At 36.9% G+C, this 15,056-nt stretch carries 13 protein-coding genes; 5 read left to right on the forward strand and 8 right to left on the reverse strand.

Going from position 1 to position 15,056, the window contains the following annotated elements; genetic code table 11:
• Nucleotides 1-7 precede the first annotated feature (7 nt).
• Nucleotides 8-1,666 (reverse strand): alpha-glucosidase, encoded by a 1,659-nt coding sequence (locus M997_RS00320; RefSeq protein WP_064718133.1) that lies wholly within the window; start codon nucleotides 1,664-1,666, stop codon nucleotides 8-10.
• Nucleotides 1,667-1,875: 209 nt separating this feature from the next.
• Between M997_RS00320 and M997_RS00325 the strand changes: the two genes are divergently transcribed.
• Complete coding sequence (locus tag M997_RS00325; protein WP_064718134.1) at nucleotides 1,876-2,856, forward strand: LacI family DNA-binding transcriptional regulator; 981 nt, start codon at nucleotides 1,876-1,878, stop codon at nucleotides 2,854-2,856.
• A gap of 63 nt (nucleotides 2,857-2,919) precedes the next feature.
• Here M997_RS00325 and fic read toward each other — a convergent pair whose 3' ends face one another.
• The 5 genes from fic to M997_RS00350 form a co-directional block, all read right to left on the reverse strand.
• Entirely contained in the window at nucleotides 2,920-3,996 is a 1,077-nt protein-coding gene (gene fic / locus M997_RS00330) for a protein adenylyltransferase Fic (protein ID WP_064718135.1), read from the reverse strand.
• Between the two features lie 344 nt (nucleotides 3,997-4,340).
• Nucleotides 4,341-4,835 (reverse strand): RidA family protein, encoded by a 495-nt coding sequence (locus M997_RS00335; protein WP_064718136.1) that lies wholly within the window; start codon nucleotides 4,833-4,835, stop codon nucleotides 4,341-4,343.
• A gap of 48 nt (nucleotides 4,836-4,883) precedes the next feature.
• Nucleotides 4,884-6,302, reverse strand: coding sequence for an NAD(P)/FAD-dependent oxidoreductase (locus tag M997_RS00340; RefSeq protein ID WP_064718137.1), 1,419 nt, complete (start codon nucleotides 6,300-6,302; stop codon nucleotides 4,884-4,886).
• Between the two features lie 433 nt (nucleotides 6,303-6,735).
• The gene (gorA, locus tag M997_RS00345) at nucleotides 6,736-8,088 is read right to left on the reverse strand and encodes a glutathione-disulfide reductase (protein WP_064718138.1); all 1,353 of its coding nucleotides are present in this window, start codon (nucleotides 8,086-8,088) and stop codon (nucleotides 6,736-6,738) included.
• Between the two features lie 148 nt (nucleotides 8,089-8,236).
• Nucleotides 8,237-9,079, reverse strand: coding sequence for a 23S rRNA (adenine(2030)-N(6))-methyltransferase RlmJ (locus tag M997_RS00350; protein ID WP_064718139.1), 843 nt, complete (start codon nucleotides 9,077-9,079; stop codon nucleotides 8,237-8,239).
• Nucleotides 9,080-9,258: 179 nt separating this feature from the next.
• Here M997_RS00350 and M997_RS00355 point away from each other — a divergent pair, with 179 nt between their 5' ends.
• The 4 genes from M997_RS00355 to M997_RS00370 all read left to right on the forward strand — a co-directional run bounded on the left by M997_RS00355 (nucleotide 9,259) and on the right by M997_RS00370 (nucleotide 12,362).
• Nucleotides 9,259-9,648: a DUF1090 domain-containing protein gene (locus tag M997_RS00355; protein ID WP_064718140.1), complete on the forward strand. Its 390-nt coding sequence runs from the start codon at nucleotides 9,259-9,261 to the stop codon at nucleotides 9,646-9,648.
• Nucleotides 9,649-9,960: 312 nt separating this feature from the next.
• Nucleotides 9,961-10,980, forward strand: a complete 1,020-nt coding sequence (yhjD, locus tag M997_RS00360; protein WP_064718141.1) for an inner membrane protein YhjD — start codon at nucleotides 9,961-9,963, stop codon at nucleotides 10,978-10,980.
• Between the two features lie 83 nt (nucleotides 10,981-11,063).
• Complete coding sequence (locus M997_RS00365) at nucleotides 11,064-11,273, forward strand: 2-hydroxymuconate tautomerase family protein (protein ID WP_064718142.1); 210 nt, start codon at nucleotides 11,064-11,066, stop codon at nucleotides 11,271-11,273.
• A gap of 78 nt (nucleotides 11,274-11,351) precedes the next feature.
• The gene (locus M997_RS00370; protein WP_064718143.1) at nucleotides 11,352-12,362 is read left to right on the forward strand and encodes a serine hydrolase domain-containing protein; all 1,011 of its coding nucleotides are present in this window, start codon (nucleotides 11,352-11,354) and stop codon (nucleotides 12,360-12,362) included.
• Between the two features lie 84 nt (nucleotides 12,363-12,446).
• Here M997_RS00370 and M997_RS00375 read toward each other — a convergent pair whose 3' ends face one another.
• Together M997_RS00375 and M997_RS00380 are read right to left on the reverse strand one after the other, a co-directional pair.
• Entirely contained in the window at nucleotides 12,447-13,970 is a 1,524-nt protein-coding gene (locus tag M997_RS00375; RefSeq protein ID WP_064718144.1) for an insulinase family protein, read from the reverse strand.
• 173 nt (nucleotides 13,971-14,143) lie between these two features.
• Complete coding sequence (locus M997_RS00380) at nucleotides 14,144-14,854, reverse strand: HAMP domain-containing protein (RefSeq protein ID WP_064718145.1); 711 nt, start codon at nucleotides 14,852-14,854, stop codon at nucleotides 14,144-14,146.
• Between the last annotated feature and the right edge of the window lie 202 nt (nucleotides 14,855-15,056).

Below are 15,056 nucleotides of genomic sequence, written 5' to 3' on the forward strand. Positions count from 1 at the left end.
AAAATCATTAAGAAAAAATAATCGCTTGATAAGGCTGTAAAAGTAAAGCACCTGTTTCATCTTTCACTATAGGGCTATTACACAAATAAACTTGCGTTGCACTTACTGATAATGATTCTATTTGATTCGCAAAATTACAGAAAATATTTACTGATTTACCTTTATGGGTACGCTTAAAAGCAATCACATTTTCAGGAGAAATTAACGGCGAAAATTCACCATAAATTAAAATATCACTAATATCTGAATGACGTCTTAATGCTATAATTTGTTGATAATATTTAAATAAAGAAGCATTTTCTGCAATTTCTTGCTCTGCATTAATATCCACATAATTAGGATTTACTTTTAACCAAGGTTTCCCCGTAGTGAATCCGCCATTTGGTTTATCATTCCATTGAAAAGGTGTCCGTGAATTATCTCGGCTACGAGCATTAAAATAACGAATTATTTGCTCATCGCTATATCCTAATTTTCTACCCCATTCATGCAATTTGAATACGTGTAAATCATCGTGTTCTTCAAGCTTCATAGGGCAATTTGTCATACCTATTTCTTGTCCCTGATAAATAAAAGGCGTTCCTCTTTGAGTTAATAAAAATGTTGCTAACATTTTTGCACTAATAAGATTGACTCCTCCTTCAGGTAGAAATTTATTTAATGAGCGAGGCTGATCATGATTTTCAAGATAAGGAGCCCCCCAACCAACACGCTGGGTATCTAATTGGCTCTTAATAAAAATAGGTTTTAATCTTTCGCCTGTAATTGGATTTATTGTAAATGGTTTCTCATTTCGAATATCTAAATCGGCAATACTGAAATCAAATACCATTGAAAAATAACCATTTTCACCAACATAAGCACGTAAATCCTTTTCTGGTACATCAATTTCTGCGACGGTCATGCTATTTGCTGGCTTAAATGTTTTTTCTGTTAACTCAGTTAAAAATTTATCAATGCCTGGCTGATTTAATACCCACGGCACTAAAGACGCTGAACCATCATCTTTATCTGGTTCAAATTGATATTCAGACAATGCTTCTGGGGATTTCTTTAAATTACCTATCGCATCAATACGAAATCCAGCAACACCTTTTTTAATCCAAAGATTAATCATATCGATAATATCTTGGCGTAATTGCGGATTTTCCCAATTTAAATCAGGTTGCTCAGGTCCAAAAGAATTAAAGTACCAACGATTAGTATTAGGAACTCGACTCCACACTGAGCAATCAAAATAGGTGCGTAAATTATTTGGCGGTGTTGGTTTATCCCACTGTTTAAAAATATAGTAATCTGCATAAAGACTATTAGGATCATTCAAAGCCGCTTTAAACCAGGGATGTTCATCAGAAGAGTGATTTAAAACCAGATCTAGTAATATTTTTATCTCACGCTTATTTGCTTCACTAATAAGTCTGTCTAATGCCTTATTATCACCAAAAATAGGATCTACAACGGAATAATCAGCAATATCATAGCCATTGTCTTTCATAGGAGATTTAAAGATAGGACATAACCAAATAACATTCGTTCCTAATGACTGAATGTAATCTAGTTTCTCAGTGATCCCAGCTAAGTCTCCGATACCATCACCATTACTATCATAATAGCTCTTAGGATAAATTTGATAGACAACCGCTTCCTTCCACCAAGCACTAGACATATTCACCTCACAGAAATAATAAATTAATTGTGGAACTGTTCCATATATTTACTATAAGCACTAAAATTTGGGATAAGCGAATAAACATATAAAAATGTGAAATAGCTCATATTAAAAAAACACAATTACCTCAGTAACTGTGCTTTTAACATAATCACATTGAGATATATTAAGAGTTCAACTTACTTAGAGGAGCAACTGGATATTTAATGGCCGGGATCCGAGATGTCGCAAAAAGAGCAAATGTCGCCGCAAGCACTGTTTCAAGAGCACTAAATAACAGTGGTTACGTTTCACAAGCCGCACGAGAAAAAATAAGGAAAGCCGTAGAAGAATTAGATTATATTCCTGATACGTGGCTAAGAAACTTATACCAACAGAAAAGCGCTGTAATTGGCGTAATTATTAATAGCCTTGAATACCCTTATTTTGCGACAGTAACGCGTTTCATTGAACAAAAACTCGCTGAAAATGGCTATAGCATGATGTTGTGTGCAACTCAAAATAGCAAAGTACGTGAGCGTATTTTCTTTGATATGCTAAAACGAGGTCAGATTGACGGTATTATTGCAGAGTATCTGGTACTTGATGATAAAGAGTATCAACATATCCAAAAGCCTGTCGTTACATTAGATAGACACCTTGTTGATATCCCTCTAGTCTGTTCCGATCACTTAACTGGCGGCAAATTAGCAGCAGAACATCTGATTGAAAAACAGTGTAAAAAAATCCTTTATATTGAAGATAATTCTAGCTATCTTGCCTCTACGCCATCTTATAAAAGTTGCTTAGCATTTAAAGAAACACTAGATAATGCGGGTATTACGCCTATCCCTTGCAGAGTCAATTGGAAAGAAGAAGAAAAAGATTATTTCCATACTTTTGCAAAAAAAACACTTACACTCCATCCTGATATAGATGCCATTTTTGCTGCAGATATTCCTGCTATCGCGCTGTTCAATGAAGCATTAAGACGAAATATTACAATTCCAGAACAATTGAAAATTGTCGCTTACGATGGCAGCCCTTGGTTAAAACAAACTCTTAATACACTAACCTGTATTGAACAACCTTTTGAACAATTAGCACAAAAAAGTGTAGATATCATTACTTCTCTTATTGAAAACAAAGTAATAACAGAAAAAGTGACTGTATTACCGATTCAATTTATTCAAGGTGAAAGTAGTTAAAACATCTATTATGAGCTCAATTATTCCTTTATTGCCTCTAAGTTATAGAGGCAATAAAAAACGTTATTGATTCAACTCTTGTAATAATCTTGTATTGAGATACAGCTTTTCACGACCAACAATCATTTCTTCCAATACACCAATTTCAACCAATTGTTTGAGATATATTGATGCGGTTTGCCGCTTAGCTATACCATGTTGAACAAGATTATCAATCCGGCAATATGGCTGTGTAAAAAGAACTTGAATTAGCTCATGAGTATATATTTTAGGAAGATTTTCACGCACATAATGAATTGTTTCTTCCATTAATTTACGTATAGATAATATTTTACTTGTTGTCCATCGAGATGTATTTTCAACAGCCTTTAACATAAATAATATCCAAGATCCCCAATCACCTTCTTCTGTCACTTTACGTAAAAGCAGGTAGTAATCATCACGCTTTTCTAAGATAAAGCGAGATAAATAAAGAATGGGTAATGTAAGTAATTCGCTTTGAATTAAATACAAAATATTGAGTATTCGCCCCGTTCTGCCGTTCCCGTCAGGGAATGGGTGAATGCATTCAAACTGATAATGTGCAATAGCCATTTTTACTAATGGATCTAAATCATCTTCATTGTGTATAAAACGCTCCCAGTTTGACAACAAATTACGAATAGACTCTTCACTCTCTGGTGGCGTATACACCACCTGCTGATACTGATCACGTAATACAGTACCTGGGGTTTTTCTTATATCAGTTTGTATTGCACGTAATTTGGTACAGATAGCTATCGCAGTATTAGTACAAAGTGGATAGGTTTCAAGATGAGTATAACCATCATAAAGAGCAGTACGATAACGAAGCGCTTCTTTAATTGCAGGATCTGCGCCTTCTTCATGATCAATATACTGAAAAAGCTGATCACTGGTTGTGACAATATTTTCAATACGTGAAGAGTCTTTTGCCTCCAATATAGGAAGAATATTTATCAATAATTCCTGATCCGGAATTAACTCCCCCGCTGTTTTCAACTCAGCAATTGCTGAGCGCGCATTGATGCACGCTTTCAATATTTCACGTGTTTCAATGAGTTCCAGATCTGGCGGCAATAGTGGTAGATCGTTATAGGGTATTTTAGAAGACCAGCTCATATGTTTATAAAACTCATTTATATCGACATATAGCTATAATATGTCGATACCATAAACATGTCACGCCATTATGTTTATAAAAATCCATTTTATCGACATATCTCCATAACATGTCGATACCATAAACATGTCACACCATTATGTTTATAAAACTCATTTATATCGACATATAGCTATAACATGTCGATACCATAAACATGTCACACCATTATGTTTATAAAACTCATTTATATCGACATATAGCTATAACATGTCGATACCATAAAAAAACGCCAAAGAAAGTTTCCCTTCTTTGACGTTTTATTGGATTATGTTTTACTCAAAATTGAGTAAAAACTATCGCCTTATTTTGCAGGACGAACTGCAATAACTTCAATCTCTACACGCCATGCTGGATTAGCCAGTTTTGCGATTTGGAAAGTTGAACGTGCTGGCAGTTGGTCAGTTTTCGAAGCATCAAAGTACTTAGAATAACCATCCATAAAGCCTTTAAAGTCCATCTCGCCTTTAGTTTCTTCACCACCAACTAGGAAGACTTGCATTTTAACAACATCTTTCATGTCTAGGCCAAGTTCTTTCAGGTGAGTTTGGATTTGCTCTAACACACTGATAGTTTGCTCTTCAGTGTTACCATAAGAGGCTAATACGCCTTCTGGCGCGTCTGCTGATTTTTTAGCAGGCACTTTACCACTTAAGAAAACCAGATTATTACCTGCGCTCACTTCAACTGATTCAGAAATAGGCATGCCGTTTAATTTATGGTGCACAACACCCTCCGCATTTGCACTTGCTACACCAAAAACAAAAGGCAGAGCAACAAGTAAACTTTTATAGCGCATAGAAACTCCTTAACATGTTAAATATACAGTAAAACAAGGGGTTATTTACTACTTAAAGCGATCCATACTAAATGGTGTAGGATCAATAATCGGTGTTTTACCAGTCACAATATCTGCTGTCACTTGACCCGCAGCAGGACCTTCGGTCATACCCCAAACAGTCGCAGTATTAATAACTAGTCCTGGGTATTCTTTAACTTCAGAAATAATTGGCAGTTCATCTGCGGTTGGGCTTACAACTGCACCCCAACGTTCAACAACTTGCGATTTTTCAAATACTGGGAACTCAGCTTGCATTCTTTGGAATACCGCATCTAAGTGCTCAGTATTTTGCGTTGCGGTGGCAACACGGTACTGTTCAAACGGTGTTTTCTCATCCAATTTCCATGACGTTGGCATTTTGAATGAGTTAAATAAGTCATCACCAATAGAGAATTCTAATGGAAGCTCGCCACCGGCTAATAAGTGTAGGAACTTAGGCCCTAACAAGAAGCTATCTTTAACGATAGAGCTGGTGAAAATGCGCGGTGCGACAGCATAAGTACCATCAGCTTGTTCACGGAAGTGAATACCATTAGGTAAATGCACGTTACCACGTGGTGCGCCTGGAACGCCTGATACACGTTGTTGTGATAAGTAAACATTCAGTGTTGGAATATCAACACCCATATTACCCATAAATAAACGTGACCAAATACCACCAGCAAGAACAACATTGGATGTTCTGATAGAACCTTTTTCAGTTACCACATCAGAAATTTTACCACCCGCGGTTTCAATGCCTCTTACTGCGCAATTAGTATAAATTTTAACACCGATTTGTTTAGCATATTGCGCTAATACTGGTGTCCCTGTTTCTGGGTCAACAGATCCTGAATCTTCTTCAAATGCAGCGACAGTCCAAGGTGTTTGAGCATCAACTAAACGTTTAGATAATTCTTCGCCCTTAATAATTCTTGTATTTAATGGGACGTCAAATCCTGCGGTTTCTTCTGCTTGTTTAATCCACGCTTGTGCACTTGCAAGCGCTTTCTCGTCAGCAAGTGCTTCTACACGGCCTTGTGTACGATAACTGGTATCGGCACCAATTTTTTCGTTCATACCGCGCCATAAAATTTTTCCATAATGATGTAGGGGGAAAATTTCTGGTGATGTTTGATAGCTAATAATTTGGCTGTATGCACGGCCTGATTGCTCACCCGCAATTTGACCTTTTTCTAAAATAGTGACACTCATGCCACGTTCAGCAAGGTTGATAGCGGTCATGATACCTTGAATACCGCCACCAATAATAACTGCATCTGATTCTTTAGGCAGAGCACCCTCAGTACCTTCTACAAACAATGCTCTTGATTTAGCTTCAACGAATTTACCCTCTCGGCGAACCATTGGAACTAAAGCAGCACCGCCAGCTAATACGCCCGCAGCACCAACACCTAAAAGCAGTTTTCTCCTTGAAATTTTCATCTTCTACCTCAGTAATGGCCTTACCATTTATATTGTTATTAGACTGAATATTAGAATACTTATAGTATCAATAATTTATTATATTGTTAACAGTTATAATAATTTGTTAACCATTTCCAGTAATAACAATAACCGCAGATACATTATGGTTACGTAATTAGGCATTCTGTGTAAAAGTTCATTAATAAAATGATCTGTATTTAAAAAATAATTTTCTATTCGATGATAAATAAAGGAAAGATTAGCAAGAGAACGAAAGCGAGAAAAAAATGAGCTGCCTATTTTGTTAAATAATTGCAACAAATAAGCTAAGAATGAGAGTAAAGTTTTGTTTACAAAATAGGCGAAATTATCGCACGATTAGATAAATAAAAAGCAGATATCAACAATGCAATATCTGCTTTTAAAGAAACTAAGTCGTTATAACGGAGGATCAGCGCATTGTGACAAATTCTTCAGCGGCTGTTGGGTGAATAGCGACGGTATCGTCAAAGTCTTTTTTCGTTGCTCCCATTTTTAGTGCAACAGCAAAACCTTGTAACATCTCATCCATACCAAAACCGATACCATGAATGCCGACAATTTTCTCTTCATCACCCACACAAACGAGTTTCATACGACATGGCTGGCGATGACGAGTAACTGCACTATACATCGCAGTAAACGAAGATTTATATACTTTCACCTGATCTTCACCAAATTGCTCAATAGCTTGTGGTTCTGTTAATCCCACCGTGCCAATTGGTGGATGACTAAAGACGACAGTGGCAATATTCGAGTAATCTAAATGCTCATTCGGTTTATTATTAAATAAACGTTCAGATAAACGGCGACCAGCAGCAACAGCGACAGGCGTAAGTTCCACAGCACCGGTATTATCACCAACAGCGTAAATACCTTTAACATTGGTATTTTGGAACTTATCGACATTGATATAACCTTTGTCATTAAGCTCAACACCTGTCACTGCAAGGTTAAGATTATCCGTTGCAGGCTCACGGCCAATTGCCCAAATTAGAGTATCAACCGTCTGCTCTGTACCATTCTCTAACTGCAATGTTAGGCTACCATCTGCATTTTTAATAACCGCTTTTGGTATCGCATGAGTATGTAATTTAGGTCCTTCAGCTTCCATCACTTCTAAAAGCGTGTCGACAATTAAAGGATCAAAACTACGTAAAGGAGCATGTTTGCGCACAAATAAATGCGTTTCGCTGCCAAGTGCATTAAGTACTCCAGCCAGCTCTACTGCAATATAACCTGCACCTACAATAGCAACGCGTTTTGGTAATGCTGCAAGTTCAAAGAAACCATCAGAGTTAATACCATATTCCGCACCTGGAATATTAGGTTGAACAGGGCGACCCCCTGTTGCAATCAGTATATTATCTGCAGTTATCTTTTCTCCATTGACTTCAACAGTATGCGCATCAATAAAGCGTGCAAAACCTTGGATAACATCTACTTTATTGTTACCTAATACACGATCATATGATTGATGAATGCGATCAATATACGCTGAGCGACTACTGATTAATGTATCCCAATCAAAACGATTTACTGTAGTGTCGAAACCGTAGTCTGGACCATATTGATGAATAGCTTCAGCAATTTGCGCTGCATGCCACATCACTTTTTTAGGAACGCAGCCCACGTTAACACAAGTGCCACCCAAAGCTTTTGCTTCAATCAATGCACATTTTTGGCCATACATTGCAGCACGGTTTATTGATGCGATACCGCCGCTACCACCGCCAATGGCGATATAATCGTAATGTTTGCTCATCGTTTCTCTAATCCATTTATCTGTAGAAAAATAGGTAACTAACAGCCTAAGTGTTACACATTATAAAGTCTATTATGACAAATTTTGTGATATAGGACGTCAGGTTTTAGCTTTTACAGTAATAGGTAAAAACCGTGATAAACAACGGTTACTCTGGTACAACCCATTCAACTAATGTATGCCCAATACCTTCTGGCACTAATGTTTTATGTAACCAAGGTAGGATGGATTTCATTTGTGATTCTAGTTTCCAAGGTGGATTAATGACTATCATGCCAGATGCCGTCATTCCTAGTTGATCACTATCCGGTTTTACTGCCAGCTCAATTTGCAAGATTTTGCGAATGCTGGTTGATTGTAATTCTTTTAGCATACGCTTAATTTGTTGGCGGTGGACAACGGGATACCAGATTGCATAAGTCCCTGTAGCAAAACGTTTATAACCCTCGACAACGCCGCTTATTACCGCAGAGTAATCTTGTTTTAACTCATAAGGTGGATCAATTAATGCGAATCCACGACGACTTGCTGGCGGTAATTTTGATTTTAATTGGCCAAAACCATCTTCACGAGCAACACGAACGCGATCATCACGAGAAAACTCAGTACGTAACATTGGGAAATCAGTTGGATGCAGTTCTGTTAACGCTAATGAATCATATTCACGTAATAATTTTGCAGCTAATAAAGGTGAACCAGGATAATAACGTAATTCATCTTTTGAATTTAACGCACCCACAACTTCTAAATAAGGAAGGATAAGTTCAGGCACCTCTTCTTGCTGCCATAAACGTGCAATACCTTCTAAATATTCGCCAGTGCGACTCGCATGAGCATTGGTCAATTGGTAACGTCCAGCGCCAGCATGAGTATCAAGATAAAGAAACGGTTTTTCTTTCTCTTTTAACGACTCAATAATAAGGGTTTGAACAATATGTTTTAAAACATCAGCGTGGTTACCAGCATGGAAACTATGGCGATAGCTCAGCATTCTTTATCTTCCGTTAGAAATGGGTATAGCAAAGTAATTAACTTACTCTGAAAAGAGTTATGCTGCTAAGTGTATCAGAAAAAACCGAACTTCTTTATTGAAAGCGAAAGAATCATTGTGTCTTGATTTTCAACCGTTATGATGAATGATTATTTAACTTAAGTCAGAAAGGGAAAATCATGAGAAAAATATTTTTTGCAGTAATCGCATTTAGCATGGTGGCGAGTAATGCATATGCAAATACCTCGGTAAATGGTTGTGAGATAAAGAAGCAGAATATTCAGCGACAAATAGAATATGCTAAAGCTCATGGTAACCAATATCGTTTACAAGGATTAGAGCGTGCTTTGCAAAATGTTGAACGCTATTGCACACCTGAGAAGGTCGTCGAAAACACCCGCCTTGAACTACGTGAAAAACAGCTTGATGTAAAAGAGCGAGAGCTTGAATTACAAGAAGCACAACTTAAAGGTGATGCTGATAAAATTGCAAAACGAGAAAATAAGTTAGCAGAAGCAAAAATAGAACTTAAAGAACTTGAAAATGAGTTAAATTTACTTACCAAATAATAGCCATAATTATAATTGCTGCTCTCTTAATAAATAGAATGATAAGTGAGTAGCAATTTATTCTATTCATCCTAAACTTATTTTTTTAATAACAATGTTGCTTTTATTAATCGGAAGTAAGAAGTGATATCTCCATTTAAGAGAACATCATCTACACTTAAATCAACGCAAAACAATAGACTGCTAAAATTATAAACTAATTATAATAAGTGTAAGATATGTAACATTAATTAAGCTATGATATTTTTTAGTAAAATCTATAGTAACATGACTAATTCATTGAAAGTGGACTGATTTAATTAAAGAGGATATATGTCAGAAGAGAGACAGGAACAAACATCAAAAGAAAAAACTCAACTGACTCAACCTATTAAAAAAGGGTTAGAAAAAGGGCTTCATAATGGGAAAAAAGCAATTGGGTTAGGAATAAAGATCACCAATTTTATTACTAATATTCCGTTTATTGCACATCTTATTCGTGCCGCAGAACGCTTTACTGACAGAATGGGAAACCAATTTGGTGCAGCTATCACTTATTTCTCATTTTTATCATTAATTCCTATACTCATGCTCTCTTTTGCATGTGCGGGTTTTATTTTGGCATCAAACCCAGATTTGTTAGCAAAACTGATTACGGGCGTTGCAAATAGTATTGATGATCCCACCTTAGCATCAACAGTTCAGCAGAGCATAGACACCGCCGTGCGCCAACGCACTACCGTCGGTTTGACTGGACTAGCTATCGCACTTTACTCCGGTGTTAATTGGGTTGGTAATTTACGCCAAGCTATTTTGGCACAATCTCGTCCAATTTGGGAACGTAATACAGAAGAACAAGAAAAAATCTACTTCCGTTATTTTCGTGATTTTTTAGCGCTGATTGGCTTATTGATTGCACTGATTATCACCATTACATTGACATCAGTGGCAGGCTCTGCGCAAAAAATAATTGTTCATGCTCTCGGCTTAGATGGTATTGAATGGCTTACCCCAGCTTGGACAGTCTTTGGCTTAACTATCTCAATTACAGCAAACTATTTGCTCTTTTTGTGGATACTTTGGATTTTACCTCGCCACCAGCCTCAACGGATCTCATTAGTCAAAGGAACATTAATCGCAGCAATTGGTTTTGAGATTTTAAAATCGGTTATGACCTGGATGTTACCTAAAATTGCAAGTTCACCTTCCGGTGCTGCTTTTGGTTCGGTGATCGGATTAATGGCTTTTTTCTACTTTTTTGCACGATTAACACTATTTTGCGCCGCTTGGATTGCAACTGATGGACCAAATATGCGAAAAGAACAGTTATCTGAAACGTCATCAGTATCTTAAATTTATGATAAAACTACATCGTTAGCTATATGGGTAACACTGTGCATTAACCACCTATTAAATAACGTAATAAGGAAAAAATAATGCCATACGTTAATATCAAAATTACACGAGAAGGTGCAACAGCCGAGCAAAAAGAGCAACTTATTGCAGGTGCAACACAACTTTTAGTGGATGTATTAGGTAAAAATCCCGCAACAACTGTTGTCGTTATTGATGAGGTTGATACCGATAATTGGGGAATAGGTGGTAAAACGGTGACTGATTTACGAGCAGCAGCAAAAAATAAGTAATCTCAACATATAAATATTAAGGGGTGCCAAGTACACCCTTTTTTCTGACCAATTTCCTGACGGATAAGGAAGTGATTAATGGTTCAATCAATTACTGATGCTTTTCATGCTTTACCCTCATCAAGCGCCATCTATATTATGGGTGAAGGTGTTAAGTATCCTTTCGGTATAGCACATGGATTTGCTGATGAAAGCAGCAAGAAGAAATTAACCGTCGATACACCTTTTCGCATCGCAAGTAATACGAAAACATTTTTAGCTGCATCATTTTTACGTTTATGGGAGCAAGATGCACTTTCGTTAGACGATGATATAACTAAATATCTTAGTTCAACCTATCAGCAAACATTATCAGAACTTGGATATGACCTAAAAACCATCACACTTCGTCATTTATTAAGCCATAGTAGCGGTTTATTTGATCATGCTAATGAAACTTATCTTGAAGATGTCATTAAAAACCCTTCACATCAATGGACTCGTGAAGAACAAATAACACATTATGCTCAGCAAGGTTTTCCCATTATTCCCGCAGGAAAACGTTTTATTTATTCTGATACCGGTTATATTTTGCTTGGTGATATTCTCTCTCAATTCACCCAAAAAAATATGGCCACCTCAGTGAGAGAATTACTACATTTTCAAGACTTAGATTTATCTCAAATCTGGTGGGAATCATTAGAAACATCACCAACGCATGCAAAACCTCGCGCAAGACAATTTACAGGCAAACATGAAGGTACACATATCAATGCCTCTATGGATGCATTTGGCGGCGGGGGATTAGTCATGACAACACTAGAGCTTGCTAAGTTTACAGCGGATTTATTTGAAGGCCGCGTTTATACCCATCCCACAACATTAAAAGAGATGTATTGGCAAGGCAATCATACTGGGGCGGCTAATTATCGATTAGGTTTAATGGCCGAAGATACAGAGTTAGGTACACTTTATTATCATCTTGGTTATTGGGGATCTGCTGCTTATTATTTACCAGAAAAGCGTATTGCTATAGCCGGATTTATCACACAACGTAATGATCGTGAAGCTCTCATTACTATTATTAAAGAAGCATTTAAGCGCCTTTAATTCAAAGAAAAGCCGAAAATACAATTAACATATTTCGGCTTTTCTATGTTTTGTCAGCAAACTAAATAATTGATGCTGATTTACCTATTTTTTTGCAGGTATCACTGGTTTTACAGTTTCAGAATCGACCACAGGTGCAGGCGCTATTGCTGTATTAGGCTGAGCTTCACGAATAATTGCTGATTCAGGGTGAACTTGTTTTTCAAACTGAATACGCAACTCCCCTAAATTAACCGTTGGTGTCTCACCACTTTGAGTTAATACAAAAGTAATATCCTCAGATAAAACTTTAGATAACTCTTGGTTCAACATTTCTTTCGATAAATTTGCTAAAAAAGCTTGGCGCAAACGTTGATATTGCTCAGGTGGAATATCAATAATATTACTTTGCTGAGATAACAAACGTTGATTAATCAAAAGTGCAGTACTGGTTTTTGCATAACGCGCAAACAACTGTGTTAACTGAAGTTGTTTTTCTTGTTGAAGCTCTTGATACAATTCATCACTAATACCCTGATTGCGTAATTTGCCTAGTTCTTCACCAACCCACGATGCAATAACAGGTACATTCGCCGTTGTTGTGTCGACATTAAGTGAGCAACTGGCACGCTGATATTGTACGCGGCAATCAATGTTAACAAGGGTATTATCTTTCTCTTTTCGTTGCTCAAGACTACGACCTAGGTGAACAAAAATCACTTCCCGTGCCAGATCGCTCAACCAGTATTTATTTAATGTGTCCGAATCTTTTACTGGCGACCAATTCAAGTCCCAAATTAAAGAAATTTGGTCGTTAGCACGCATTGGTTCTTGCACATACAATGTTTCAGGCTTCATATCCGCCAGTACCGGAACGGGAACTGGCGAAACACGTTTTCCATTAAGTGGGGAAAATGCCTGATTAATGCTTTCTGTTAGTAGTCGGTTATCTACGTTACCTGTTACATACAGTGTCATCACATCTGGGGTATACCAACGTTGCTGATAATCAGAAAGTTCTTTGGTATTAACAGAGTGGTTAACGGGTTTACCTGGGTTATGCCCTTTTAAATTAGAACCTTCAAGGCGAGCACGCCAAACAGGGTCTTCTATATTAGCAGGGAATGTCACTACAGGAAGCTGTGATTGAACAGCATTACGAACAGCATCTTCTGTATATTCTGCGGGTTTAGCAATGCCAGCAAGTAATGCAAACGCATCTTTAAGTAGCTCTGGCTGGTTATTTGGTAAGCTTAGGTTGTAAACCGTAAAATCGTAAGAAACAATCATTGGCGGTAGTGGATAATCAGGATCTAATGCATTTTTCCATAAATTATCGCGTTTAACAGGAGAAAGTCCTGTATTTTCTAATACACCTAATTTTGAAACTAGTGATGAAAAACCTGTCTCATTTGATTTTTCGGATAATGAGCCAGTATTCACCAACAGACGAATTTGTATGCGGTCATTAGGACGTTGTGGGGTTTGTAGTATTTGCCACTGAAAACCATTGGCTAAACGCCCTTCTTGCCACGCAGGATCAGGCTGCAAAGCTTCAGCTTGAACTTGGCAAACAACAGCGCCTAACATAACGCTTCCTAATAAAACTCGTGTAATTACACCCTGCATGTGAACCTCTTTTTATTAATCCTTGGTATTAAACCACTTATGAGGTTTAACAATAAGTGCCAGAAGACATGTTAGATGTTTAATGTCTATTTTTATATTTGTCATTCTTAATCACCATAAAATCATAAAACTAAACCACGATAGAGATTAGACTCATTGTGGCATCAGAAGGTTCAGACCTTTGGTAATTTTTGATCAGATTTTTGATGATTATATCCTTTAACCAACAAACCAATTTCATCATCACGATGAGATTCTGTGCAAGATAATGCAGATACCTGATTATCTTGATTAAGTGTAACCGCAATTTTACGTAATGGTTTTATCACAATACGATTAATACACCAACTGATAGCAACGGTTAAAGTTAGCCCCATCAGTAAATAAGTGGTGAGCATTAATGCAACAGTATTACTGGCAAAACGATAAAAGCGATTAGTATCCGCTTGTAAAATAAGGTGACCTGTATAGGACTTATCATCTGTTGCAGTTATTCCTAACGGCTGTAAAGGAATGGAGACTTCAACAGGAATACCAAAAAGCCACTGTGAAAAATCAGAAACTGGTTTTTTAGGCGCAAAATCAAGGTTTAATACCTGAGTATTTTCTGGCTGCATAACAATCGCTTTACCCAGAATACCGGTTGTTTTTAATCCCACAATCAGTTGCTTAGCTTCGTTTAAATCTGAACGCAATAATGCATTTGCAAGTGGTTGCTGAATACTGACTCCGGCATTAAAAAGCTGATTTTGATAATCATCACGACGTTGATCAATCAAATAAACAAGTTGAATACTGATAAAAATAGCAATAGTCACCAACGTGACGCCCGCTACTGCGGCCATCTGTTTTATTGTTAATGAACGTTTAAGGTGAGGTTTCATCACAGCTATTTCCAGTAAACACACTTGAACAATAATGATTATACTGTATTTTTTTGTTTGTGTATCACTCTTCAATAAAGAAAATATCGCTATAAAGATAGTCCATTCGTTTAGACGAAGTAATATTAATAATAAGCGTCAAATATTCTAGTAAAGTAACCAACAAAAAATAATAAAATAGCTTAAAAATAGATTCTATCTC

It is taken from the genome of Proteus hauseri ATCC 700826, assembly GCF_001654965.1.
Taxonomy (GTDB): domain Bacteria; phylum Pseudomonadota; class Gammaproteobacteria; order Enterobacterales; family Enterobacteriaceae; genus Proteus; species Proteus hauseri.